Source organism: Pseudomonas sp. TJI-51, from assembly GCF_000190455.2.
In the GTDB taxonomy this organism is placed as follows: Bacteria; Pseudomonadota; Gammaproteobacteria; order Pseudomonadales; family Pseudomonadaceae; genus Aquipseudomonas; species Aquipseudomonas juntendi.
Map to the genome: position 1 here is coordinate 25,551 of NZ_AEWE02000031.1, position 24,390 is coordinate 49,940.

At 54.9% G+C, this 24,390-nt stretch carries 23 protein-coding genes; 10 read left to right on the forward strand and 13 right to left on the reverse strand.

Features of this window, described 5'->3' with window-relative positions:
• Positions 1-49: 49 nt before the first annotated feature.
• The 4 genes from G1E_RS07110 to G1E_RS07125 all read right to left on the reverse strand — a co-directional run bounded on the left by G1E_RS07110 (position 50) and on the right by G1E_RS07125 (position 4,212).
• A complete protein-coding gene (locus tag G1E_RS07110; RefSeq protein ID WP_003253436.1) occupies positions 50-274 on the reverse strand; it encodes a hypothetical protein in 225 nt (74 codons plus the stop codon).
• A gap of 127 nt (positions 275-401) precedes the next feature.
• Positions 402-1,427, reverse strand: a complete 1,026-nt coding sequence (locus tag G1E_RS07115; RefSeq protein ID WP_003253439.1) for a hypothetical protein — start codon at positions 1,425-1,427, stop codon at positions 402-404.
• Positions 1,428-1,725: 298 nt separating this feature from the next.
• Positions 1,726-3,033: an OprO/OprP family phosphate-selective porin gene (locus tag G1E_RS07120; protein ID WP_003253440.1), complete on the reverse strand. Its 1,308-nt coding sequence runs from the start codon at positions 3,031-3,033 to the stop codon at positions 1,726-1,728.
• Between the two features lie 210 nt (positions 3,034-3,243).
• Positions 3,244-4,212 carry a LysR family transcriptional regulator gene (locus G1E_RS07125; protein ID WP_009682003.1) on the reverse strand — a complete coding sequence of 323 codons (969 nt, stop codon included), beginning with the start codon at positions 4,210-4,212 and terminating at the stop codon, positions 3,244-3,246.
• A 257-nt stretch (positions 4,213-4,469) separates the two neighbouring features.
• Between G1E_RS07125 and G1E_RS27370 the strand changes: the two genes are divergently transcribed.
• From G1E_RS27370 to G1E_RS07135, 3 genes are read left to right on the forward strand one after another with little or no spacing between them, the layout of a single operon-like run.
• Entirely contained in the window at positions 4,470-4,889 is a 420-nt protein-coding gene (locus G1E_RS27370) for a GtrA family protein (RefSeq protein ID WP_003253444.1), read from the forward strand.
• A complete protein-coding gene (locus G1E_RS07130) occupies positions 4,855-5,838 on the forward strand; it encodes a glycosyltransferase family 2 protein (protein WP_003253446.1) in 984 nt (327 codons plus the stop codon). The genes G1E_RS27370 and G1E_RS07130 overlap by 35 nt, the downstream gene beginning before the upstream one ends.
• A complete protein-coding gene (locus G1E_RS07135; protein ID WP_003253448.1) occupies positions 5,832-7,286 on the forward strand; it encodes a glycosyltransferase family 39 protein in 1,455 nt (484 codons plus the stop codon). The genes G1E_RS07130 and G1E_RS07135 overlap by 7 nt, the downstream gene beginning before the upstream one ends.
• An 82-nt stretch (positions 7,287-7,368) precedes the next feature.
• On the opposite strand, the gene G1E_RS07140 is transcribed toward G1E_RS07135, so the two are convergent.
• Entirely contained in the window at positions 7,369-7,590 is a 222-nt protein-coding gene (locus tag G1E_RS07140) for a hypothetical protein (protein WP_003253450.1), read from the reverse strand.
• Positions 7,591-7,856: 266 nt separating this feature from the next.
• Between G1E_RS07140 and G1E_RS07145 the strand changes: the two genes are divergently transcribed.
• Complete coding sequence (locus G1E_RS07145; RefSeq protein ID WP_003253452.1) at positions 7,857-8,444, forward strand: hypothetical protein; 588 nt, start codon at positions 7,857-7,859, stop codon at positions 8,442-8,444.
• Positions 8,445-8,501: 57 nt separating this feature from the next.
• Here the strand turns inward: G1E_RS07145 and G1E_RS07150 are convergent, their stop codons facing one another.
• Entirely contained in the window at positions 8,502-9,920 is a 1,419-nt protein-coding gene (locus G1E_RS07150) for a heavy metal sensor histidine kinase (protein WP_009682005.1), read from the reverse strand.
• Positions 9,917-10,591: a heavy metal response regulator transcription factor gene (locus tag G1E_RS07155; RefSeq protein WP_003253457.1), complete on the reverse strand. Its 675-nt coding sequence runs from the start codon at positions 10,589-10,591 to the stop codon at positions 9,917-9,919. The genes G1E_RS07150 and G1E_RS07155 overlap by 4 nt, the downstream gene beginning before the upstream one ends.
• A 689-nt stretch (positions 10,592-11,280) precedes the next feature.
• Between G1E_RS07155 and G1E_RS07160 the strand changes: the two genes are divergently transcribed.
• Positions 11,281-11,607 carry a DUF2790 domain-containing protein gene (locus tag G1E_RS07160; RefSeq protein ID WP_003253458.1) on the forward strand — a complete coding sequence of 109 codons (327 nt, stop codon included), beginning with the start codon at positions 11,281-11,283 and terminating at the stop codon, positions 11,605-11,607.
• Between the two features lie 32 nt (positions 11,608-11,639).
• Here G1E_RS07160 and G1E_RS07165 read toward each other — a convergent pair whose 3' ends face one another.
• From G1E_RS07165 to G1E_RS29285, 3 genes are all read right to left on the reverse strand, one after another.
• Positions 11,640-11,990 (reverse strand): DUF3147 family protein, encoded by a 351-nt coding sequence (locus G1E_RS07165; protein ID WP_003253461.1) that lies wholly within the window; start codon positions 11,988-11,990, stop codon positions 11,640-11,642.
• A gap of 157 nt (positions 11,991-12,147) precedes the next feature.
• The gene (locus tag G1E_RS07170) at positions 12,148-13,053 is read right to left on the reverse strand and encodes a cation diffusion facilitator family transporter (protein WP_003253462.1); all 906 of its coding nucleotides are present in this window, start codon (positions 13,051-13,053) and stop codon (positions 12,148-12,150) included.
• A 54-nt stretch (positions 13,054-13,107) separates the two neighbouring features.
• Positions 13,108-13,308: a zinc ribbon domain-containing protein gene (locus G1E_RS29285; RefSeq protein WP_223255137.1), complete on the reverse strand. Its 201-nt coding sequence runs from the start codon at positions 13,306-13,308 to the stop codon at positions 13,108-13,110.
• Between G1E_RS29285 and G1E_RS29290 the strand changes: the two genes are divergently transcribed.
• The gene (locus G1E_RS29290; protein ID WP_003253464.1) at positions 13,288-13,494 is read left to right on the forward strand and encodes a hypothetical protein; all 207 of its coding nucleotides are present in this window, start codon (positions 13,288-13,290) and stop codon (positions 13,492-13,494) included. The two genes, G1E_RS29285 and G1E_RS29290, sit on opposite strands and share 21 nt — an antisense overlap.
• Before the next feature lie 440 nt (positions 13,495-13,934).
• Positions 13,935-15,632 (forward strand): phosphoethanolamine transferase, encoded by a 1,698-nt coding sequence (locus G1E_RS07180; protein WP_003253466.1) that lies wholly within the window; start codon positions 13,935-13,937, stop codon positions 15,630-15,632.
• A gap of 323 nt (positions 15,633-15,955) precedes the next feature.
• Here G1E_RS07180 and G1E_RS07185 read toward each other — a convergent pair whose 3' ends face one another.
• The gene (locus G1E_RS07185) at positions 15,956-17,182 is read right to left on the reverse strand and encodes an OprD family porin (RefSeq protein WP_009682006.1); all 1,227 of its coding nucleotides are present in this window, start codon (positions 17,180-17,182) and stop codon (positions 15,956-15,958) included.
• A 202-nt stretch (positions 17,183-17,384) separates the two neighbouring features.
• Between G1E_RS07185 and G1E_RS07190 the strand changes: the two genes are divergently transcribed.
• The 3 genes from G1E_RS07190 to G1E_RS07200 all read left to right on the forward strand — a co-directional run bounded on the left by G1E_RS07190 (position 17,385) and on the right by G1E_RS07200 (position 21,722).
• Positions 17,385-18,296 (forward strand): LysR family transcriptional regulator, encoded by a 912-nt coding sequence (locus G1E_RS07190; protein ID WP_003253472.1) that lies wholly within the window; start codon positions 17,385-17,387, stop codon positions 18,294-18,296.
• 112 nt (positions 18,297-18,408) lie between these two features.
• Positions 18,409-19,848, forward strand: a complete 1,440-nt coding sequence (locus G1E_RS07195) for a YfcC family protein (RefSeq protein ID WP_003253475.1) — start codon at positions 18,409-18,411, stop codon at positions 19,846-19,848.
• 44 nt (positions 19,849-19,892) lie between these two features.
• On the forward strand, positions 19,893-21,722 hold the full coding sequence (locus G1E_RS07200; protein ID WP_009682007.1) for a CocE/NonD family hydrolase: 1,830 nt from the start codon (positions 19,893-19,895) through the stop codon (positions 21,720-21,722).
• Between the two features lie 130 nt (positions 21,723-21,852).
• Here the strand turns inward: G1E_RS07200 and G1E_RS07205 are convergent, their stop codons facing one another.
• Both G1E_RS07205 and G1E_RS07210 read right to left on the reverse strand, forming a co-directional pair.
• Positions 21,853-22,773 carry a hypothetical protein gene (locus tag G1E_RS07205; RefSeq protein WP_003253479.1) on the reverse strand — a complete coding sequence of 307 codons (921 nt, stop codon included), beginning with the start codon at positions 22,771-22,773 and terminating at the stop codon, positions 21,853-21,855.
• 956 nt (positions 22,774-23,729) lie between these two features.
• Entirely contained in the window at positions 23,730-24,089 is a 360-nt protein-coding gene (locus G1E_RS07210) for a histone-like nucleoid-structuring protein, MvaT/MvaU family (RefSeq protein WP_003253484.1), read from the reverse strand.
• Positions 24,090-24,390: the final 301 nt, after the last annotated feature.

The window sequence follows — 24,390 nt, forward strand, 5'->3', positions numbered from 1 at the left end:
GAAGTAGAAGTACGGGTCGTGCGCGATCAGCGCACGACCCGTACTTTTCTCACTCGTCGATCCCGATGCGCTTGAGGCTTTCAAGGGCCTTCCCACACTCAGGTGAGCCGTGCCTTAAGCCGCAGGCCAACGCAGCTTTGAGACTCATGACACCGGCTACGAAACCGACTTGATTGCCGACCCCTTGTCCGTTCGCAAATCCCTGATCATACGCAATCTCCACAAGTGCATTGATCGCCGCCAGGGTGTCTTGTTTGTTGGTACTGTTCTGCATATCTACTCCGCGAGCATTCAGCTCATATCGCTCGGTTAGATGGCGGCGCCTTCAGGTTTGGGGTGAGCGAATCCCGCTCCCATAGCCAATCCCTAACGGGGGGCATAGCCCGCCACCGTAAGGAAAATCAGCTATTGAGAGCAGGTGACTCGTTTTGGTCACGCGTGCTGCTCGCCTCACCGCATTGGCACTGAGTGGGTACATCCGGATAGCCGCTGTGTTTCTCGACGAACAGCGTTTGGCAGGTGGTGCACCCATAAATCCGCGGCAGAGACTTCAGACCACCTGGCAGCACATCGCTCAAGGGCTCGTTATGCCAAGGAGCCCCGTCAAGGATCTTGGAGCGCAGGATGTTTCCCAGCCGCCAGGTGTTACTTTGTGCGCGCCAGAACCACATCGGCGCCGAAAGTGAATACTGGATGAAGGTCTCTTCCGGCTGTTTGGAGAGCATCGGAAATTTAGGGCGGGTCGATCCGGAATCGATGATAGTGAACCCCATGCCCATCTCAGCGCTCGGATGGGTCTGTTCACCGAAATAGCGGTCGTGACTCGCCGAAGCCGTAGCTTGATGATCAGTCGGCGGAAATACCCACAGATAGCACTCGCTTCGAGTCACCATTTCGACGAGCTGGCTCTGTCCCCGTATAGGGAAATCTGCAGCCAGTGCGAAGCGATCTTTCCACGTGATTTTCGGAGGCGGTGCCATACCCGCCGCAATGGCCAGCGTCGCCGTTTTCGGGACGAATCGATCGCCGAGCTCGTTCAGATCCAGATTCTTGCAAAGGGCTTTGAATGCCTTTTTACGAGTCTTCGAGGTGAAGGAGGGGTCGAGGAGCAGGCGAACCTGGTTCACGCCTATCCCTGCAGCTCGTAGTACTTCGATGACTTCTTCAGCCACGCCGACTGCTTGAAGATCGGTCAATCCCAAGCACTTTTTCGCCCGCTCAATCGTCTCGTAGAGGTTGTACTGCCTGTCGCTGTCACGGCATACCTGGATTGGCAGATTGTCTTGGGAGTCAACTTCTGGGGAGACGGAGCCAATGGCAGCGTGGAGCAACTGGTGAATGTGCTGGTGAGCGTACGGGCGACCGGAAGCCGAGAATGAGGCGTGCAGCTGAGCAGCGAGAGGTTGAAGCAGCTTTTTGGCAGACATGACTATCCCCTAATGAGCGACGTTGGGGTAGCTGCGCTTGTAGGGCCGTTAGACGCGAAGCTGGACGTCGAATCAGGTTCAATCATGAGTAGGAGTCAGGTTTGGTTTGCTTGCACGGCCACCATGCAAAACCCGACGCGGCAATCACACCAGATTCGCCGAGTTTTGGCAAGAGAGGTCATCAGGTGAGCGAGAGCAGGTAGGAGGAGGACGCTCCAAGCTCGATCACGTCAGAAACAGGGAAGCCGGAAGCACATTGAGCGCTTCCGGCTTTCTCACGTCAGACTGATGAGAGGGATCAGAAGACGTATTGCAGGCGGGTCACGATTGCATTGCCGCTGTCGTCGCCCACGGTGTTCTCGTTATTGTCAGTACGCACGTTGATGTAGTTGGCACTGAGTTTCACTGCCTCGTTGACATACCAGTTCACACCCACAGTGTGGCTCTTGGCCTTGCGCTCGTTCGATTGATCCGCTGCGGTGACCAGGTTGCCGTCTTCGACCTTGATATCGTCAAAGCGGTAGAAAACTTCCCAGGCCCCCAGTTCCTTGTTCTCTGGTTTGATAGTGTCGAACTTGGCACCGTCGAGCTTGTAGATACGCGGCTCGCCGGTCAGGGTGTAAGCCATCTGGGCGTAGTAACCAGAGGCCTTCATGTCGCTGTTGGCCTGGTCAGCTTTCAGCTTGCGGCGAAGGTATTCCGCTTGCACCGAGAACGGGCCGGTGGCCCAGGCACCTTCGAGACCCCAGACCGAATCGTCCTTCCACAGGCCATCTTGTGCGGCGGCACCGCCAAACAGCATGCGGTTGCCGTTGGTGCCGGCATCGCCGCCGCCATTGGTATCTACACCGCGAACGCCAAGACGCGAACGAATCCGGGTATCGACCGCACTGTTTTTGAGGTCGCGGTAAGCGTACTGAGCACCGACGTGCAGGACGTTGCCATCACTGTGCAGCGGTGCGAACACGGCACGTGCGTTGTAGCGCTTGGTGCTGTCGCCATCCGAGTTGTTGTTGGTTTCGCTGAAAACGCTACCGGAGACATAAGCCATGTCAGCGATGGTGCTGGTGGCTTGAACACCCATGCCGGCGTTGTCGTTGATCCAGTCCGCCAGGTCGTACGAGAGGTTCCGCTCCATGGCAGTGGTCCACTTCGAACTGGTGGCTTTCTCAAGACCGAAGTCGGTGTAGAAACGACCGAATCGCAGTTGGACGGGCTTGAAACCGGTGTAGGTCAGGCTGGCCTCGTCGAAGTAACCGTCGGAGTCGTTGCCCGTGTTGCGGGAAAGGTCGTAGTTGAGCTGATACTTCCAGTCGCGGTACAGAACGCCGCCGAGCTCAAGGTAGGCGCGACGGAAGTAGCCGGCGTCAGCGGTATCGCCATTCTTGGTGAAGACACCATCGAAACGGCCGTAGTCGGCCTGAACGCGACCGCCCAGTTTGAAACTGAATTCCTTGTCAGAAGTCGATACTTCAAGACCGCCCTTGGTCTTCAGAACGATGTCAGCTCCGTCAGTGGTTACTGTTCCGGAGAATGCTTGCGAGGAAAATGTGCCTATTATTGCGGCAGCCAACAGCTTTTCCCGCATGTTCGAAGAACGGATCATTGCTTGCCTCTCGTATGTTAAGTGCTTAGCTACCGACGTTGTATTTCGCCCTTCGTCGGCCTAAATTTATCTTGCAGATGGGAGCAGGCCACGGTTGTCACCTGCTGTAACAAGATGCCTTTGTTCTAAGCACTCTGACTAGATTGCAAGCGAATATGACAGTTGTGTTTCTGTAGTGTTAACAGGAGAGTTTGAAACCTAACAAAACTGTTACCGAACAAGCCAGTCCTTCTTATCAAAGAAGCTCTTCTTGATCAATCTACGGATTTCCAGAACGTGCGGGTTGCGGGCAAGCTTGGTTTTGATAACAAGATAGACATCTTTCTCCTCCAGATCGTCCAAAAAACCCGGCACCGGCAGAATATTCCTCTCCATCTTTCGACTATAGTCGGGCAGCACACCGATACACGCGCCTCCTACGACAAGGCCACGGGATAAGTTATAGTTCTTTACCCGAGTGGTACCGCCCTGATGCTCAGCCATTATCGATGCCCACTTTCGTGAGCCCGCCAAAATCTCTTCATCCCAAGGGATAACGAGCATGAAGTTGTGCAAATCCAGGCTCTGCACTGGAAGGGTGACGCTTCTTGAGTAGCGGCTGGAAATGAACAGCGAGTGCCCAATCCGGCCAAGCCGTTCAAACCTATACGTAGGATGGCGATCAAACGCGCCCTCATCATCTGGGCTCACGAAAGCGATACCCACATCGACTTCACACTCAGAGAGCATCTGCGTTGTGCACTCTGAATGGATTTCAAGCTGCATTTCGGCATGATCGCGCACGTAGGCGACTAGATCGCGGTTTACGATGTCGCTCAACACTGGCTCCGTGATCGCGATGGTAAGCCTGGGGACTTCCTTTTCACCGGACTTGCCAAGGCCGTCTGGGCCGAAGAGCTGGCACAGGTAATGGCTGACCCTCTCGCCAGTGCGGGTCAGGGCAAGCTTGTTGTGTTTGTATACAAACACGGGAGCACCAATGTGCTCTTCCAGTTTCTCCAAGCGTTTCCGAAGGCCTACCACTGGCACATTGAGCCCCCGGGCAGCCTGTTTGAAACTGGCACAACGTGCTGTTGCGAAAAACTCTACGGCCAGCTGATCATCAATTGGCAGATCATCCAATATGTCAGGACTGTAAGGAACAACGCTGCTTGTAAATGTTTCATTTTGTGTAACCATTGGGTCCCCCTTAATTCGGGGAATCTATCTCAATGCCACCCAGCATTTCCTTATCTTGTCAGCATTGTAATCCGCAGGTCATGCATGCGTTATCGGAAGGTTTTATTTCGAAAGCGTAATTTTCGAGCAATCTTGCTGATATTGTAGCGTGCTAGCCTAGCGCGCCAATTTCATTACTTGGCAGATCTAAATTTAGCCAATTACGCATTTACATTTGGTTCACTTTTTTTTCACCTTTGCCTCCATAGGCTTTGGGCATGGAAAATCAAACCCTACCTCTTACTACCTTACTGATTCGTTATCTGGGGATCGGCTTCATAGCAACGGGAATCCATTATGCGGTGTTCCTAGTGCTGGTTACGACAGAATTATCTACTCCATTGCTAGCCAGTATCTGTGGAGGCATGGTTGGCGCTATCGCAAGCTTTATTGGAAATAGGGCGCTCTGCTTTGTGTCAGATGGCTCTCGTAAGTTTCAGCCTGTCAGGTTTGCACTGGTCGCGTTAGCCACAAACTTCGGCAATGGCGTGGGTATGTGGTTCCTCATCAAGTCGAATCTGTCACCGCTCATCTCCCAACTTGTAGTGACCTTAAGCCTCACTGCACTTGGATTCATTGCACATCGTTTTTGGACATTCAATCATGCAGACATTACATCGCTTTCCCGAGCGCCCTGATCCCTTGTTAACCATCGTCGTCCCTTGCTTCCAGGAAGAGGAAACCATCCCCGAGTTCCACCAGCGGATCACCCGCGTCGTGAAGCGCTTACCCGTCTCCTGCGAAATCCTCTATATCGACGATGGCAGTAACGACCGAACGGCCGACATTCTTCGCCACTATCAGGATGGGTCATCTGTACGTTGTCTGTCCCTGAGTCGCAACTTCGGCAAAGAGGCTGCACTCAGCGCCGGGATAGACCATGCCCGTGGCAGTGCGCTGATCTTCATCGATGTCGACCTGCAGGACCCACCAGAGCTCATCTCGGCCATGGTGGACCACTGGCAACGCGGTTACGACGTGGTGAACATGCAACGCAACCTGAGAGTCGGTGATTCGTGGTTTAAGCGCATGAGTGCCCGGGCTTACTACTGGGTCATGCAGCGCCTGGTGGAGAAGGTGGACATGCCGGCCGATGTCAGCGATTTCCGATTGATTGGGCCTGCGCCGCTGGCAGCACTGCGGGCGCTGGACGAACGCTCCAGGATTCTCAAAGGCATGATCGGCTGGGTAGGCTTCCGTACCATCGAGCTGCCCTACAATCGCACCGTTCGCCATGCCGGCAGCACCAAGTGGAATGCAGCTGGCCTGTTCAATCTGGCCATCGAAAGCATCGTCAGCTTCTCTCGCAAACCGCTGCGCATTTTCAGCCTCATCAGTTTCGGTCTTTTCGTCTCCAGCATCTGCTACATGCTTGCGTCGCTTGTGGCAGGAAGTTTCGACATCCATCACCTGATCGTCGGAATGGCTTCATTCATGTGCGTCGGTGTCGCCATGGTGGGGGAGTACCTGGGCGTGACACTCGCGGAAGTGAAGCGCCGGCCTCTCTATTTCCTGAAGCACAGCAGCAAGGCGGATCCCGTGTCACTCCACCCTTCGATGGCCTCGATCGAGGGTAAGAAATGCTGAGCCTGAAAAACGAGCGGACGCTGTGGTGGATCCTGGGTTCGATTTTGCTCTTGCGTTTGGTGGGGCTGGGCATCTATCCACTGATGGACACATCGGAGGCTCGCTACGCTGAAATGGCTCGCAAGATGGTCGAGTTGAATGACTGGATCACGCCCATGTTCGACTACGGGGTACCGTTCTGGGGCAAGCCACCGTTGTCCTTCTGGACCCAGGCCGCAAGCATGACGGTCTTCGGCGTTAACGAGTTCGCTGCGCGTTTCCCGGCGTGGCTGCTGCACCTGGCAAGCTGTTTCATCATCATCAAACTCGGCACGCAGCAGATTTCCCGTAACGCCGGCATCTGGGCCGCCATTATCTTTTCCAGCACCACCCTTGGCCTAGTCTCCAGCGGTGTCGTGCTGACCGACCCTGTTTTGTCGTTCTCGATTCTGCTGGCCAGCTACGGTTTCTGGCGTTGGATGAAGTGCGCCAGCAAGGCGGATGCCTACCTGATGTTCGCAGGTCTCGGGCTGGGCTTGCTTGCCAAAGGCCCTCTGACCCTAGTGCTTATGGGGGCGCCGGCATTCGCCTGGTTCGTTATCTACAAGGAATGGGGACGGGTACTGAGGCTTCCCTGGATCAGCGGCCTTGTACTCATGTTCGGTATATCCGTGCCTTGGTATGTCGCGGCCGAGATGAAAACGCCCGGCTTCATGGAGTACTTCTTCGTTGGTGAGCACTGGAGCCGCTACGTCGTCAGTAACTGGGCGGGCGACCTATACGGCAGTGCTCATGCCAAGCCATATGGCACCATCTGGATCCAGCTCGGACTGTCGCTACTGCCGTGGGCCTTTTTCTTACCATTACTGATCCGCAAGCGTGAATCAATGCAGCGCTTCGAGGCTTACCTCTGGCTGTGGGCCTTGGCGACACCGGTCTTCTTCACATTTGCAGGCAACATTCTGTGGACCTACCTGCTACCTGCGCTGCCAGCCTGGGCATTGCTGCTATCCGGACGGATCAGCGATGTTGGCCCGAAGACTACATGGGCTGCCGCGGCGAGTGCATTGGTGTTACCAATCATCGGTGCGGGCATCATCTACGCCGGGGTACTTGAGGAGCGACCTCAGAATCAGCGAGATGTGGTTCAAGCCTGGCTCAATGTGCAGTCTGCTCATTCCGCTCCCCTGATCTATCCTGGCCGCCGCTCATACTCGTCGGAGTTTTACAGCAGCGGAAAGTCCGAGAACATCAAGGATCCTGCCAAGTGGCCGCAGGATGGCTCGTTCTATCTGTCCAGGCGCTTGCGAGACAGCAAGGATGGTCTGCCCGCTGATCTAGCATGTACAGCGATCACCGAAGCGAACGCCAGCCAGCTCATGCTGTGCCATTGGAAACGTACCGTACAAGGTGCCGAGGGTCTGGCTGGAGAAAGCAATGCGGAAACGCCTCGCAAGAACGAAGGCTAAATTCCAAGCACAAAAAAGCCAGGTTTTATCCTGGCTTTTTTGTCGATTTCTTTCGTCATTTGAAGTCCTATTTAACCGCCGATTAATTGTCGGCTTGTTCCTTACCATCCTTGCTTTCTTTCTTTTGCTCTTGAGCGACTTGTTGTTTGTTCTGGTCCGAAGAGTCATCGCTCCATAGGCGAGCCTGTTCGGTTCGGAAGTTTTCATTGAACTGTTTCGCTCGCTCGAAGCCACCTTCAGCGTAAGCGGTACCCATGAGACCCAGCAGCAGGCTGCCAATAGCGATAGATTTGACAAATTTCATTGTGAACCTCGGTTCATACTAGGCCTGCCTGATTAGCGGCCTTTGTTGGTTTGTAGTTTAGGAACGCGAAGCTAACGACAAGGTGAGTCAATAATTACAATTCCGTAATTTTGGCGGCAGGCAGGATGCGTTAAATCCTCAAATCTGGAAGGATCATGTCTATCTCGGCACTGTCGAGGGCGACTAAGAATTTTCTCTTAAATTACAATTTTGATATCTAGCGCGTTAATTCAGCGCGGCGTTGTTGGCCGCCCTAGGAGATAGCCATGAATGACATAGAGCCCTGGGCAGTTGCTATCGGTGACTTTCGCCGCTGCACTGAAAAACTCACTGTCCAGCTCGATGAGCTGACCTCGCAGACGCGGACCTCCAGCGCTGTTCTGGAGAGGTCGAACGAACTGGTGGAGCAGGTGGACGCTGTCGGCCGGCAGATTCAGGAGGAGGTGCGAAAGGCGGAGAAGGCTTGGTCGAACGCGGAGGAGGTTGCCTTGCGCGCCGCTGCATCAGCGTATTCAGCTGCATGCCGCGGAGTCGACACCGCCATCCAGCCACTGATCTCGGAGCTTACAGCAGCGACAAAGGCGGCGGACGCCTCTATCCAGGAGCTCAAGCGGGCACCGGTGCTGGCCAAGCGTTATGTGATGGTGGTCGCCACGTCGTTCTTCATTCTGGCGCTGATCTGTGTCTACTCGACCATGCGCCTGATCGATGCCGCCGGCAGCGTAAGTGCTCAAGAGAAAGTGAATGCTCAGTACTTCTCACACCTGTGGAAGAACGCCAATCCTGACGAGCAGAAGATCATCAAGTCGGTGATTCTGCGGTCGCCTATGGACCCTGTGGTCCTCCGGCACTGATGCATTGAGCAAACAAAAAGGCCCGTCGATGGACGGGCCTAATCATGTCTGCGCGGTTTAAGCGGCGGTCATTGCTGGCTGCAGTTGCTGGGCTGCGGGAAAGTGAAGGTGGAACCAGGTGAAGTTTTCTTCGGTCACCTCCACGCTCGCCGACCCTTGGTGCAGGCTCATGATCGACTGCACAATGGCCAAGCCAAGACCGGTACCGCCTTCGCTCCGTGCTCGGCTCTTGTCCACACGGTAGAACCGCTCAAATAAGTGCGCATGGTGTTCCTTGGCAATACCGCGGCCGGGGTTGCCGACACTCAAGGTCGTACCGCTCGCACTATGCTGCACCTTCACGTAGACCGTGCGGCCGCGAGGGCAGTAGCGGATCGCGTTCGACACGAGGTTTGAGACGGCCCGTTGAACCATCAGGCGGTTCCCGCGTACCACATCATCACTCCCAGAAATCTGCAGCTGGATCTCGCCTTCCTCTGCCGAAATGCTGAAGAGGTCGCATACGCGCTGAACCTCGTCGACCAGGGACACCGGTTCGAACTCCACCATGGACGCAGGGTGACTGACCTGGGCCAAGAACAGCATGTCGGAAACCATGCGGCTCATGCGGTCCAACTCTTCTGTGCACGACTCTAGAACCTCCCGGTACTCGGAAAGCGATCTTTCTCTGGTCAAGGCAACCTGGGCCTTGCCCATCAGGTTGGAAAGCGGTGCTCGAAGTTCGTGGGCAAGGTCGTCAGAGAACTGCGAGAGCTGCTGAACGCCATCATCCAGGCGAGCCAGCATGATGTTGATGCCGTCGGCGAGCTTCTTGAGTTCTGCCGGCATCCCATCAGTCGGAAGACGATGGTCGAGGCTCTCCGTTGAGATCTTTGACGCCACCTTGAGGAATTTGGTCAGCGGCAGCAGGCCTCTGCGCACGGTCCACCAGCCAATGGCCAAGATCAGTGCGAGGATGACGGGGGACATCATCAAGGCCCAAGTCAGCAACGCATCAAGCAGTGCCTCACTGGATGACTGGTCCATGGTCATATAGACGCTGACCTCTGTTCCATCGCCCAAGCGCATGATCCGAGAAGCACTCAGCAGAGGACGGTCCTGCGTATCACGCCATTCATGCTCTTTAGGCTGGGCCGCCGGCTGAAACTTGTGCACCTCCAGATTGACCTGTTTCGAGCCAATCGAGAGCAGAGGAGTCTGATTCTGTGAGGTATCGAATATGCTCACATACAGGTTGTTGTGGCCCATGACCAAATCGACAAGCTGATGTGCATCTGCGTTGACGCCGGAGATATCCGGGATGGTGGACAGGTTGTGAGCCATCCCCGCCATCTTTACTTCCAGGTCCGCTCGGGCATTTCTTTCCAGAGCCTTACCTACCATCAGATAGCCAAAGGTGGCGAACAGAAGCAGCAACGCTGCGCTCATCAACCCAACTTTTAACCCCAGCTTTGCAGCCAGGCTGAATGGCCTCATGCGCGTTCCTCAAAAACGTACCCAACGCCACGAAGCGTGTGAATGAGCTTGGTTTCAAACGGGTCATCGATCTTCGAGCGCAAGCGCCGGATGGCTACATCGATGACATTGGTGTCGCAATCGAAATTCATATCCCAGACCAACGAGATGATCTGGGAACGAGTCAGCGCTTCGCCCGTTCGGCTCATGAGCAGGTGCAGAAGCGCAAATTCCTTGGTGGTGAGATCGATGCGTGTGCCACCGCGGAAGACGCGATGGCGGACGGAGTCGAGTTCCAGATCCGCAATTTTCAGCGAGCTCTTCTCGACCAACTCATCACCACGGCGTTGCAGCGAACGGATGCGAGCAAGCAGTTCAGGGAATTCGAATGGCTTCACAAGGTAGTCATCCGCGCCGCCGTCCAAGCCCTTGAGCTTGTCATTGATGCGTCCGCGGGCGGTCAGCATGATGATGCGGACCCGGCTGGTCTTACGGATGGTTTCCAGCAGGTCCCAGCCGTCGATACCGGGGAGGTTCACGTCCAGAAGGACCAACGAATAGACATTAGTGTTGAACAAGTGCAGGGCATCTACACCGTTGTGCACGATATCTACGACATACCCGCTTTCGGATAGGCCCTGCTGAAGATATTCGGCAGTTTTAATTTCGTCTTCCACAACTAGAACGCGCATAACTTATCTCAAGGTGTGAGGAAGGAGTTGGCCTAATCCGCCAAGATTATGGTTGCAGGCTGTTCGAAAGATAGGCTGAGGGTATGGCATGTGGTAGTCGCTACCTCTGTCCATACGCCGGGTCACCTGAGGACGCTTGAATCTTAACGCGAAGAAGCTGGCCGCGGCGAAATCCTACAAATTTGTAATGTAGCCGCAAGATTTCTGACAGTCATGCAGGCTCCAGCTCTGAGCTTAGCGGATTCTGGGGTCTGCGACGGTGTATGACAGCTTCGCCTGACAGGCGGAATCGGCCATGACAGGCAGTATTTCGGTCGCCAGCTTGCAGAGACTGGCGCTGGCCTTGCATCGAGTGCGCCACGCAGGCAGTCCCCATGCACGGCCGCGAACTGCTACGCCTTTCTGCGAATTAGTTCACTTGGTGGCTCAGTAGTCTCCCGAATAATTACCTTACAATCTATTACATGTCCAAATTGTAATTGCGCGATCATCTTGGTGTTAGCCTCCTTTGCTAGTTTAAGGGCAGCGGAAGAGGCATCGCTGCTTTGGAAATTGTCTCATTTCAAAGCAGCTTGGCAAGAGCAGCGGGCAGTTGTTCTCGTCAATGCATTCACCTGTAAACCATACGCTCCTTTGGTAGGTGAATTTTAGCGCCCCCCTACGGGCGCTTTTTTATTAAGGGACTTCTTATGAACACTACTGTATCAGCGATCGCCGTGTTTATGCTCTTCACATCACTAACAGCCAATGCACAAAGCGGTATGGAAATAAACCAACGCATTGAGCGTTCTGCTAGAGAGGCTACTGCGGATTATGCTCAGCGCGTAAAAAAGCCCATGCCTCAACTTGAAGACTATGCCTACGGTATGGACCTTGACGTTGGTAAGTTGGTGTATGTATCACCCAGCGTGCGGTACTGCGGTAATGTAAGAAGTATGATGACCTACGAAGACTCGAAAGGCGAGCTGCACATGGTTCGCTACCTGGTGAAGGGCGAGTGTATTAACAGCCGTTAAGGCTCATCAAGATGATGTCTGCGGTCGCCGGATCATAGAAGCTCAATGCCGAACCGGCGCAGCAGTACGGCGAAACATCCGAAACTGGCCATTGTGATGAGGATGCTGCTGATAAGGGTCGGCCAGAAGCCGAGCTTAGGTAGCAGCAACGGGAACGCGATAAACATCGGCAGTGTAGGAAGCACGTACCAGAACGTGTACCAAGCATGATTGGAGATCTTCTCCATGCTCTGGTTCTCCAAATAGAGCCAGACCAGCGTCAAGACAGTGACCAGGGGTAGGGCGGCGACCAGGCCGCCCAGCTTGTCACTGCGTTTCGCCAGCTCTGATACGAGAATCACTATTCCGGCAGTGAGTAGGTACTTCGTGATGATCCAAGCCATCGCTGAACCTTCTGGGGATTGTGGACGGGGGAGGTGAAGCCATTCTCCAACCCCTCTCGAAGTGCTCCTGCCGTTTACGCCATCCCTCATCGCATTTCTTCTACAACATCCCCCTCAGCCAGGAAGGGGATGTGTCTGCATGGTGTTTACCGATCGATCAGTGCGAGGGCGAGGGAACGCTCTCGTGGAAAGCTGCCCGCTCGATCTGGATGGTGCAGTGATGGATTTCAAATCCATCGCTGACAGCATCCACGACGGCCGCCAACACAGCATCCCCATCTGCAGAATCCCGTACCACTACGTGCGACGTCATCACGTTGCTGCCACTGCTGACGGCCCAGACGTGCAAGTCATGAACGTCCGTGACCCCATCTACGCCGCGGATGGTGGCCTCGATTGCCGTAACGTCGAGCCCCCTCGGCACACCCTCCATGAGAATCCCCAGGCTTTCGCGAAGCAACTGCCACGTCCGCGGCAGTACCCAAAGTCCGATTGCCACAGCGACAATCGTGTCGACCCAGGTCCAGCCCGTGAAGCGGATGATGAGTGCTGCAATGATTACGCCTAGCGAGCCGAGCATGTCGCTCCAAACTTCGAGGTAGGCGCCTTTGACGTTAAGGCTCTCGTTGCTCGCAGATGCCAGAAGGCGCATCGAGATTAGGTTGATGATCAGGCCGGCGATTGCGATCCACATCATCGCCCCGGTAGCGATCTCCGCCGGCATGAAAAAGCGCTGGTAGGCCTCGTACAAGATGTACATCGCCACCAGGAAGAGCAGCACGGCGTTGAACGTCGAAGCCAGAATCTCCAGGCGCGCATAGCCGAAGGTTCTTTTCTGATCCGCCGGGCGCTTGGCTATCTGAAGTGCAATCAGTGAGATCGCCAAGGCGGCAGTATCTGTGAACATGTGGGATGCGTCAGACAGCAGCGCCAGGCTGCCGGTAATCCACGCACCGATCACTTCTGCAATCATGAAGCTGCCAGTCAAGGCGAGCGCCATGATTAGCTTCTTCTGATGCCCCTCGCGTACTGCAGCGCTGCCATGGTCATGATTTGAACCCACGTATTTCTCCTTGCGCAGGGTTGTGGTCTCGTTGGCCTTCCTGTCTGCCTATCGTTAGAGCGTCGCTTGGCCACACTGACTGCAGAATTTTGCTCCTGCGCTCAGCAACGAGCCACAGGCGGTGCAACCACTCGATAGTGGTGTTCCGCAGTTTAGACAAAAGCGTGCTGACGGATCGTTGGCCGTCCGGCACTGCCTGCAGCCCTGCAGATCTTTAATGGGGGCTGGAGTGGCATGGCGCCCGCCGTCATACACCTGGTTGCCGCCGTCGCAGCCCTGCTGCCGGCCATGGCGATCGTATTGCTCGGCCCCATGTCCCCCGCTGTGGTGCTTGCCTCCACCGTGGTTTCCACGGCCATGGTGCCCGCCCAGGATATTTTTGAAAAAGCTCATGGTATTCGCCCCTCATTGATGGGTGACATATTAACGAGCAAAAGTTGAAAAGAATGTTCTGCTCGCGAGAAAGACTTGTAAGTTAAAGTGAAAGTTCAAAATTAGCCTACGTCAAAACGAAGCCGTTTTGTTTGTGAAATTAAATTTATCTAGCTGAGCGGTGCTCTGCGTTTAATAGATGGTGTCGCCCTAATTTTTATCATAGCCTGGTCGATGGCAATTAAAACAGCAGTTATTGCATTTCTGTCAGCATTGTAATCACGAGGTCATCGTGTCGTTATCAGGCGCCGGAAATAATGCGCTCAGCGAGATTTATTTCTCTTTTGTCCCTATGCCTCACACATTCTAAGCGTCTCCAACGCCTAGGCCCTAAGGCCTCTGGCGCTCCGCACATTGCGCAATCGCTCAGCATCTGTCGATGGTTTGCCAAGCAGCTCCCGCTAACTCCACAGCTAACGCATGGATAAGCAGCCTCTCAGAGTTTGATAATGACACCTTCAAAATCCATTGTTCACACCCTGTTAAGTAAATGGATCTTTGCTATTCGCACTGCCCGACAGGAAGGCATCAGCACTAATCTGCTCATTGGGCTGGTAACTCTTTGGTTGCTGCTATTCGCGAATGCTGAGCTCTGGAGCGTGCTCTGGAAGCTGGTATTCAAAACCGATGAAGTGAACTGGCTGCTAGCAGCTAGCCTCCCAGTCATAGTATTCGCATGGGTGTTTACGGTTCTGAGCTTGCTGTCATGGGCGCGGCTGACCAAACCTTTTCTATGTCTCGTACTGATCAGCGCGGCTTTTGCGAGTTACTTCATGAATGCCTATGGCATCGTGATCGATTACACAATGTTCACCAACGTTGTGGAGACAGACGTCGCTGAGGCAACCGAGCTGCTGAATTGGAAGCTCGGTCTGTGGGTCGCAATGGTTGGGGTGTTGCCCGTCTACCTGATCTCCCGGGTTCCCCTCCGGCGCAAGCCTTGGGCCAGAGCTTTGGTCAGCAGGGTCATTGCTCTGTCGCTCGCTCTGTTGACCTTGTCTGGCATCGTGCTGAGTCAATACCAGTCATATGCCTCCTTGCTGCGCAACAATCGGGAGATCCGACTGATCCTGGTACCCACCAACTTGTTTGCGGCTGGCCATGGTTACCTGAAGCGCCAGCTGGCCACACCTAAAACGCTGACGGCCATTGGAACTGATGCGGTAGTTAATCGACAGGGGGCGGCCCGTAAACCTAGGCTGCTGGTACTGGCTGTAGGAGAGACCGCCCGCTCCGCCAACTTCTCCCTCAATGGCTACACCCGTGAAACGAACCCGGAGCTGGAAAAACGCAACGTCATCAGCTTCTCCAACGTCAGCTCCTGCGGCACCGCCACCGCAGTTTCGTTGCCATGCATGTTCCTGGATGTGGGTAAGGCCGAGTACAAAGATGGCTTGGCCAAGAGCCGAGAAGGGCTGCTCGACGTGCTTCAACGCGCAGGCATTAGTGTCATGTGGACTGACAACAACTCGGGGTGCAAAGGGGCCTGCGACAGGGTTCCCAACCACAAGGCTGCCTCTCACGCGGATCCCCAACTTTGCACCAGCGAGGAGTGTAAGGACGGGGTGCTGCTCTCGGAGATGCAAGACTTCATCAAGCGTCAAGAAGGCGATGCTGTCCTGGTGCTCCACTACAAAGGTAGCCATGGCCCGGCCTACTACAAGCGCTACCCCGCGCAATTCAAGAAATTCGCGCCGGTGTGCGAGACCAACGAGCTCGACAAATGTAAGCAGCAGGAAGTGCTCAATGCCTACGATAACTCGATCCTTTACACCGACTACGTTACAGCCGGGCTGATCGACATCCTGGCAGCGAACACCAAATTCGACACTGGGCTCCTGTACGTTTCTGACCACGGAGAATCACTGGGTGAGGGTGGGCTCTACCTGCATGGGCTGCCTTATGCGATGGCTCCTGAAGAGCAAACCAAGGTGCCATTGGTGCTTTGGATGTCCGATTCTCTTGCGAAGAGTGAAAGGCTCAACGTCGGCTGTTTGAAAGCTCAAGCAAGCTCACCTCTTAGCCACGACAACCTGTTTCACACAGTGCTCGGGATGATGAATGTCCAGACGTCCTCGTACCGCTCAGCCTTGGATTTCACTGCCCCGTGCAAGCCCTTGCCAGGAGGCTCTTACTCAGGCCTCTAAGACACGAAGTAGGATGGCCCCTCTGGGATGCCAAGTGCTTCTGCTCCCGTCCGCTTTGACAGCTATAAGAAGCTGGACTAACTACATAGCAGCACCCACCAACCCAAGCGATAAAGGAAATCTCGCATGAGCATCAAGCCAGGCCCTAAACGAACTAACGAAGATGGCACTCCGGATAAAAGGCAGCGAGTCACGCCTGAGAAGCAGAAGGACCATCCGGACCTGAAACCCCACAAGCACAAAAAGGGGGAGTAGGTTAACAAGGCAGCTCCCGACTGCGGGAGCTGCCTTTAGATGACGGCTTCAAGGGGAACTTGAAGCTATCACCACAATGCAATGTCGTACGTCAGATACAAGCGGTAGTTATCCCGGTCGCTGCTGTACGTGCTCCTGGCCACTGCATATCGAAACTCAGCCCCCACACCTTTGAAGAGCCCGTCCTGGATCACATATTTCAGGTTCGTATTGGACTCGTGCTCCCGGGCTTCCTGACCACGATAGACCCCATCCTCGCCCTTGTAGTAGCGGGTCATGAAGCTCAGTCCAGGAATTCCCATGCTAGTAAAATCGTAGTCGTACCTCGCCATCCAGGTCCGCTCTCCGGGCTGAATGAATTTGCCAACGCTAGCATTGCTGAACGAGTAGACCGTGCTTACGCTCACGTACGGAAGTGCGGTGCTGCCATCAACCTTTTGATATCCAGCACTGAACGTGTGGCCACCCAGACGATAACTGAGTAAACCGCTAAACATATCGCTATCAACTACACCATTACGGGCTGCGCCAGCATCATCACTGATAAAGTAACGTAGATCGCTAGTTAGCTTGCCTGGGCCAAGCGGCAGTGTGTAAACCAACCCGAAAAATTGTTGGCGGTAGAAATCCCGAAGTTCCCCGTAGTAGCTGCTAAAACTGAGCTGTTTGGTGAGGTCGTAGCGCATCCCCGCAAAATCAAAGTCCGTACCGCCACCTCCGGAATATCCCTGAGGAAATATATCGACGCTATCGGTAGAGTTTCGGGCTTTGAATTTGTCTAGATGCCCAGCTTGAAGGTACAACCGATCAACACCGGTGTACTCCGCTTGGGTACCTCGGAACGTTTGAGGTAGTAGTCGACCATCGTTGTAAACCAGGACGGGGATTTTGGGGAGGAGAGTGCCACCACTGACCAAAAGGTCATTCCATTTGGCCTTAGCGGTAATGCCAAGACTCGAATATTCGCTAGCTGCCCGACCATCGTCGTGGACCGGCAGAAGGCCTGTCCCCGCATGCTTAGCGCTTGAGTCGAGCCGGATTCCTGAAAGTCCCAGTGCCTCCAAACCAAAGCCTACAGGTCCTTCGGTGTAACCTGACTGTAGCTTGAGCAGAAAACCCTGCGCCCACTCTTTGCGATCTTCGCCCCCATCACGAAATCCATCATTGAAATAGTAATTTCGCAGAGCCAGCCGGCCCTCGGAGTCTTTGAAGAAGTCTGCTTCAGCAAAATTGGGGAACAAGCTAGCAATGACGCTTGCACACGCGAGTGTGCGCGATGTTGTGAGGGTGTTCATCGGAAATCTCTGCTGTGTATTGTGATTTTTGGCAGCATCAAAATGGAGCGACCCAGTACTATCCATCGCAGATTACGCAGCGTCATGCTGGACGGGATTCACTCATGCGGCGGACACTAACCCGTCGTGGAATCGGCAACAACGTTATGAGTAATACGCATGAGGCTATGCGTTTAGTTGGTAAGAAACCTCGGAGTATCTTGTGAACCTCAAACAACTCGAAGCTTTTCAAGCCATCATGACAACGGGCTCTACCATCGGAGCTGCTACCCGTATGGGCTTGTCCCAATCGGCCGTCAGCCGCTTGTTAACTCAGCTCGAAGATCACTTAGGCCTCGCGCTCTTCCTTCGACGTAAGGGCAGATTGATGGCGACTCCTGAGGCGGAAGAACTCCTTGGACAGGTGGCGGAGCTCGTAGACAACCTCCAGCGCGTACAACGCATGGCAGATGAGCTGAGACTGGGTCATTCGCGCCGGAGTCTGCTCAAGGTTGCAGTACCGACCAGCATGTCTCAACACTTGCTACCGAGGATCGTTGCCGAATTCATGCAGGGCCGTGAGGACGTCGTCGTAGAGGTCATCACCGGCGGATACGATGCGCTGGAAAGGGCCGTACTCGACAAAAGCGCTGACTTCGCTTTCGTGCGTTTGCCTACGGAACTTCAGCATTTTGAAGTGCTACCGGTACTGGAGACCGAAGGGATGTGCGTCATGCACCAAAGCCATCCACTGGCGGAGCTATCGGAGGTCAGTCTCGAAGCATTGCGGTATGAACCCCTCGTGCTTCTGGGGCGGCAAAGGAGCCTTCGATCTGAACTCGACCTGCGTTTCCGAGAGGCTGAAATTACCCCTCAAGTTCGCGTAGAGGTCCACTCGGTCAGTGCTGCTTGCGCATTCGTTGCAGAGGGTATGGGGGTCTCAATTATCAATGGTCTTTTGGCCAAAGAGTTTGGTGGCCTTCCTTTGATCGCCAAGCCGCTGAGACCTGCGCTTTGCTATCGTTTTGGCCTGATTTTCCGCAAAGACCAGCCACGCTCTTTGCTGGTTGAGAGTTTCGCGGAGCACATGCGTAACAGGCTCACAGAGGTGAATGGTTCTACGCCAACGCAATAAATTGCATAGCCCAACCCGATTTACTCATAACGTTGAGTGACTGCATCCGATTGAACTAGTGTGCGCCCTGTAGCCCTGGGCCCCTACAAAACAATAATCGAGATCGCGCACCATGAACCTACCTCATGCACCGGCGGCGCAAGCCGCGCCTGCTGGAAAAGCAGACATCCCTCGCCCGGCCAAGCAGCTCAATCCTGCGTTGATCCTGTTGAGCATTGTTTTCATGGCTCTGGCCTTCACCTACTTCGTCGATTCAGGCCAGTTCCAGCGCAAAGACATCGCTGTTGTCCCCGGTTCGTACCAGACCTTGGAAAAGGACGCCTCTCTAAGCCAGCTATTTTCCACAGAGCCGCGTGCCACAACCGATTCTGCTGCACGTCCGGTCTCCTTGGTTGAGGCTTTCATGGCCATTCCACAGGGCATCGAGAAGCGAGCCGGCCTGATCTTCATGGTTTTGTTCATCGGCGGAATGTTTGGCGTGCTGAACAAGGCCGGGGCAATCGATGCTGGTCTTGAGCGGATACTTGGCCTTACCCGGGGCAACATCTACGTGCTGGTACCCTGCTTGATGCTGGTGTTCTCGGCCGGTAGCACGTTCATGGGACTGGCCAAAGAGTTCATCCTGATCGTCCCGCTAATGGTAGCGATGGCCAATCGCCTGGGGCTGCCCAACATTGTTGGTCTGGCGATCGTGGTGATCTCGGTGAAAATCGGCTATCTGGGTTCGATTACCAACCCCGTGGCATTGGCGGTTGCCCAGCCGCTAGTGGGCGTTCCAATGTTCAGCGGGCTGAATATGCGTGTGGCAGCCTACTTGGTGTTTCTGCTGGTCGGCATTGGCTTCGTGTTAATGACTGTACGCCGACTGGGTTACGACGCCAGTGCTGAGTTTACTTTTAAGCGCACACCGCTAGCGCCACGCCACAGTCTCAACCTTCTACTGCTGGGAGCGGGCGTCGCCTTCCTGGTTTATGCCTCCAATCGCTGGCACTGGAAGTACCCAGAGTTGTCTGCGTACTACTTGGCGATGAGCATGGTGTTCAGTGTGGTGGCTGGCATCGGTGCCAGCGAGGCTGCCGGCGCATTCGTCGACGGAATGAAGAAGGTGCTAATGGCCGGCGTGCTGATCGGTCTCGCCACTGCGGTGGAGATCATCCTCAGCACTGGCCAGGTGCTCGACACTATCGTCAACAACCTTTCCAACCTGGTCAGCGATCACGGCCCTCTAGTTTCGGCGTACGGCATGTTCTTCGCACAACTCGGGCTGGATGTCCTGATCCCGTCCACGTCGGGGCAAGCAGCAGTGACCATGCCAATCTTCGGACCGTTGGGGCAATTGTCAGGTGTGAGCGCTCAGACCACTGTGTATGCCTTTTTGCTGGGCAATGGTCTAACAAACCTGATCACTCCTACCTCAAGTGGCCTACTAGTGCTGCTTGCGACCGCTCAAGTCGGATGGGGTCAATGGGCGCGATTCATCTGGCCGTTGTGCCTGGTATTCGCGGCCATCGCCATGTGCCTCCTCTCCATTGCCGTTCTGACCGGCTACTGAAATCTCGGGCCGCGTATGCGGCCCTACTGCTTTGAGTGTCAAACATGCAAATCCTCAGAAACCTGATGGTCCCGATGCGCGATGGCGTTCGGTTGGCCACCGATGTCTACCTGCCTGATGAAAGTACCGGCGTGTGGCCAGTGGTGATCGAACGCACTCCATACGACAAGAGCAAGCCCTCACGCTCGGAGAAATGCCTGAATGGTCATCACTTAGGGCGTGAAGAGATGGCCCAAGCCTTTGCCGAACATGGCTTCGTCACTGTGTTTCAGGACTGCCGCGGTCGCTACGCCTCCGAAGGCGAATTCATCAAGTACGTCAACGAAGCAGAAGACGGCTACGACACTTTGGCCTGGTTGGTCGAGCAGCCTTGGTGCAATGGGAAGGTCGGAAGCATGGGTCTTTCTTATGCAGCCCATACTCAGCTCGCTATGGCCTGCTTAAATCCTCCAGGGCTGAAGACGATGGTGCTGGACTCTGGAGGCTTCGCCAACGCTTATCAATGTGGCATCCGCCAAGGAGGCGCATTCGAGCTCAAACAGGCCACATGGGCATACAAGCAGGCCAAGGAAAGTCCGGCAGCCAAAGCCGATCCACTATTGCGCGAAGCATTGGAGCAGGAAGACATCCGGCATTGGTTCGCCCATATGCCGTGGCGTCCAGGATTTTCACCGCTGCGTCATGCGCCAGCGTATGAGGACTACCTGTTCGACCAATGGGGCCGCGGCTGTTTCGATGCCTATTGGCAACAGTTGGGCATTTGCGCCGATCACTATCGCAGCAACATTCCCGATATTCCGGTGCTGCACATGTCGAGCTGGTATGACGCCTATGTCAGCTCAACCCTGGATAACTTTGCTGCCTTCGTCGCGAACGGTAAGGCACCACAACGACTCGTGATGGGCCCTTGGCTGCATGGCGACCGCAACATTAGCCACAGCGGCGATGCCGAGTTTGGCCCAGCCGCCGCTTTCGATGGGCAAGTGGCGCAGGATTGGCTGTCCTGTCGTATTGAGTGGTTTGTAAACCATCTGCAGCTACAGATCACTGCACCAGCCCAACAGGTGCAGGTATTCATGATGGGCGGTGGTAGTGGTCGCAAGCTTCAGGACACGCGAATAGATCATGGTGGTCAGTGGCTTGATGCACAGCAGTGGCCATTACCTGGCAGCCAGCGGTTGGATCTTTATCTTCATCCTGACGGTCAGTTGAGCAAAGGGGGGCCAGCGGCAACCGATGCTGCTTGCCACTTCCTCGCCGATCCATCTAATCCAGTACCGACCATCGGCGGCGCGCTGACTTCCGGCGCTCCTGTCTTCGAAGGCGGAGCGTTTGATCAGCGAGAAACACCACGCTTCTTCGGCGCGCGCGGAGATGGCAGCGCCATCTGCCAGCGCAACGATGTGCTGTGTTTCGAAACTGAGCCGCTTGAAGCTGACCTTGCTGTCGCCGGTCCGGTAACGATCCAGCTGTGGGTCGAGACCGACGGCTTAGACACTGACTTTACCGCTAAGGTGGTCGACGTCTATCCGCCAAGCGATGACTTCCCAGAGGGGTATGCCATGAACATTACAGACGGCATCATTCGTTGCCGATACCGGGACAGCTGGAACGATCCGAAGCCGACGGTACCTGGGGAATGTTTCAAGGTGCAGATCGAACCGTTTGCAACCTGCAACCTGTTCAAGCGCGGTCACAGCTTGCGCCTTGAGATTGCCGGCAGCAATTTCCCACGGTTCGACGTAAACCCCAACAGCGGTGAGCCGGAAGGCTGCGCGAACAAAAAAAGGACTGCTCGAAATACCGTACATATGGGGGCTAAGCGGCCCTCCAGGATTCAGCTAACGGTCGTCCAAGCACCAGCTGGTAGCTGATAGCGGTATAGAGCTATCGCTTGGCAGCAGTTCTGGACAGCTGCCGAGCGCTGTCCCTGTAAACCAGTTTTTTTACCTGTTAACCACTGTAGTTAACAGGTAAAAAAATAGGTTTACACGATGCTCACCTCTACCCGTTCGACACCAGCAAATCGCCTAGCTCTTCACGGGCCATATCCACTCGGTCCATCCTGCGATAGGGATGATCAACAGGCATTCGGATGAGGCTCTCGAACCAAGCCGGATCGAATTTGAGCACCTGCTTGTGAATGTGCTCAAGCTCACCTTTGCGAAGCTGGGACACTACAAACTCCATGCTCTCAACCAGGCCGGATTCCTCGTTATCCTTAGAGATCCGGTGGCGGATGAAACTCATCTTGAGATCGAAGTAGGGGCCTTTCATCCCAGGAAGGCTCTTCGCCTCCAGCCGGCCTTTGGTGCTGATTTCCGCCCCTGGCACTTGAGACTCTATCGCTTTCACAAGCTCAGCATTCCCACCTATCTTCTGGCCAAAGAGCCGAGTGGCGTCCGACATATAGGCGAAGATCCATGGCACGTTGCGTAGCGTCGCACCGGTATAGAGGTAGCCGCGCTCCCCTTTGTAACGCTGCAGCATGCCTCGCAAGGCTTTCTCCGAGAGCACCACCTGGGTTTCCTTCTCCAGGATGTAAACCACGCGGTCAAACTGTTCTATCAAAAGCCTGAGAATCTTCCGCGGTACGCCGTCAAAACCGGTTTTTCGGTCGGTCTTCTTGTGCTGACGGGGCTGGAAGTATGGGCAATCGTTACGGGCCTCTCCATCAAATGGAGCGATACCGCGAATGCTCTTCGTCGCGTGCTTTCCGAAGGGATTTTTTACGTTTGGGGGTAACTCATACAGCCCTACCAGCTGGACAGGGTTGTCGCATGCCGGGCACACCGCGAACTGAGCCAGCTTGCCCGCGCTTCCGGGCTGATACCACGGCTCCCTGCGGAAGGTCTCAGACTCGAACCGATCCTTGTCTATGGTTTTGCTTTCAGTGTCTTCAATGCGGAGCTTGTACACATCCATCTTTGCCAAAACCGTATCAATAGAGGGTTTATTGATCGTACCCAGCGAAGTTCGGTAGCAGGAAGGCCTATCTGCCCCTTAGGTGGTCACCCTCCGGTGGCAGGCCTTGCCAGAAGCATGGGATTACCCCGTAAGGAGTCTGTGAGCCCCAGAAACAACTAACCCCCTGGTGCGCAGTGCAGGTCTGGGACCCGCCCGAGGCGTGGAGGCTATTCTTGTAGAGAAAATAACACCTGCCACGGAACGGATCAGTTGGTAGGCAGACCAGCCGTCAGCTATGGCCCAGCACCGTCGATCAAGGCCGCTCAATCAGCAAATCGTCGTCTTCTATGGCGTCTCCAAAACTGAACCAGTCGTGCAGGCTGTAATGCACGAAGTCTTCATCCTCCGCATCGAGCATAGTGAAATTCTGCAATACCGTGACATCCGCCCCCGAAGTACAGCCCCTCGTTGAGGTTTACGAAATGCTCCAGCAATTCGTTCAGCTGATCATGCAACTGACTTGTAAGCCTGGCGTGCTCTCGCTTGGTCTAAAAACGGAACATCACTTCATGCGCTTCGGGCGGGGCGCGAACTGGTCCCCAAGTTCTGCTTTTTTGAGGCATCCACTGGGTAAGCCGGCCACATGATTCGGAGGTGCAGATGTCAAGGCTCGGTAACCGACTTAGACGGTGAGACAGGCGTCGCGATCCCGGATCGAATGGCTTCGGCAGTAGGAGGGGGGGTGATCCAGTGGAGCATGAGACCAGCCAGGATGCTTGCGAGGGTGTTTACTGAGATTGTGACGAGAGCATTGCGCATTTTGGAGCGTCCGTTTCTGAAGTGGACCTCTATTTAATGCGCATAAATGGTGTGTCATTACCACCTACCAAAAAAATCGTCGCGCCCCAGAATGGGAATTCGCATTTGGCGACGATTCACGTTTATGCTCCTGCCACAGGTCGACTACAGCACAGTCAGTTGGCTAACCAGGACTCAACCACCTCGGCACCGTACTCTGCCTTCCAGGCCTTCAGAGTGCGCTGATTGCCCCCCTTCGTCTCAACGACTTCTCCGCTATGCGGGTTCTTGTAGGTTTTCACTACTCGTGGTTTCCGTGCAGGTTTTTGTGCAATAGATCCGGAATCTACGGGCTGCGGATCAATGATCTGGATCACGTGACGCAGGCTGTAGCCGTAATCGTTGAGCAGGTTGCGGAGCTTCGTTTCGAATTCCATTTCCTGCTTCAGGGCGGAATCATTCTTCAGTGCTTCCAGTTCGGCGAGCTGCGCGGCGAGCTGTTGTTCGAGAAGGCGAAATTCAGCGAGACGGGACATGAGATTCTCCAAGAAGTGGCCTGAGATTTTATCAGGCTAGACAGAAAGCGTGCTAAGTATCTTGTGGCCTAAACAGCCCTGCAATAGAGCAAAATCCAGTCCCCCCATTGGCGCTTGGGCAATCGCTTCGCGGCATTAGCAGGTGGTGATCAGCTCTGGTGTGAGGTTTTGCTTGAGTCCGGGAAGGCCGTTGCAAGGTCCATGCGTTCAGCTTCTTGAGTGATTTGAGCGAGTAACTCTGCCACTGCTCGGTTCTCTTTGAGGGCATAGCTCCCAACCAGTATGAATCGCCCCTGGTTTC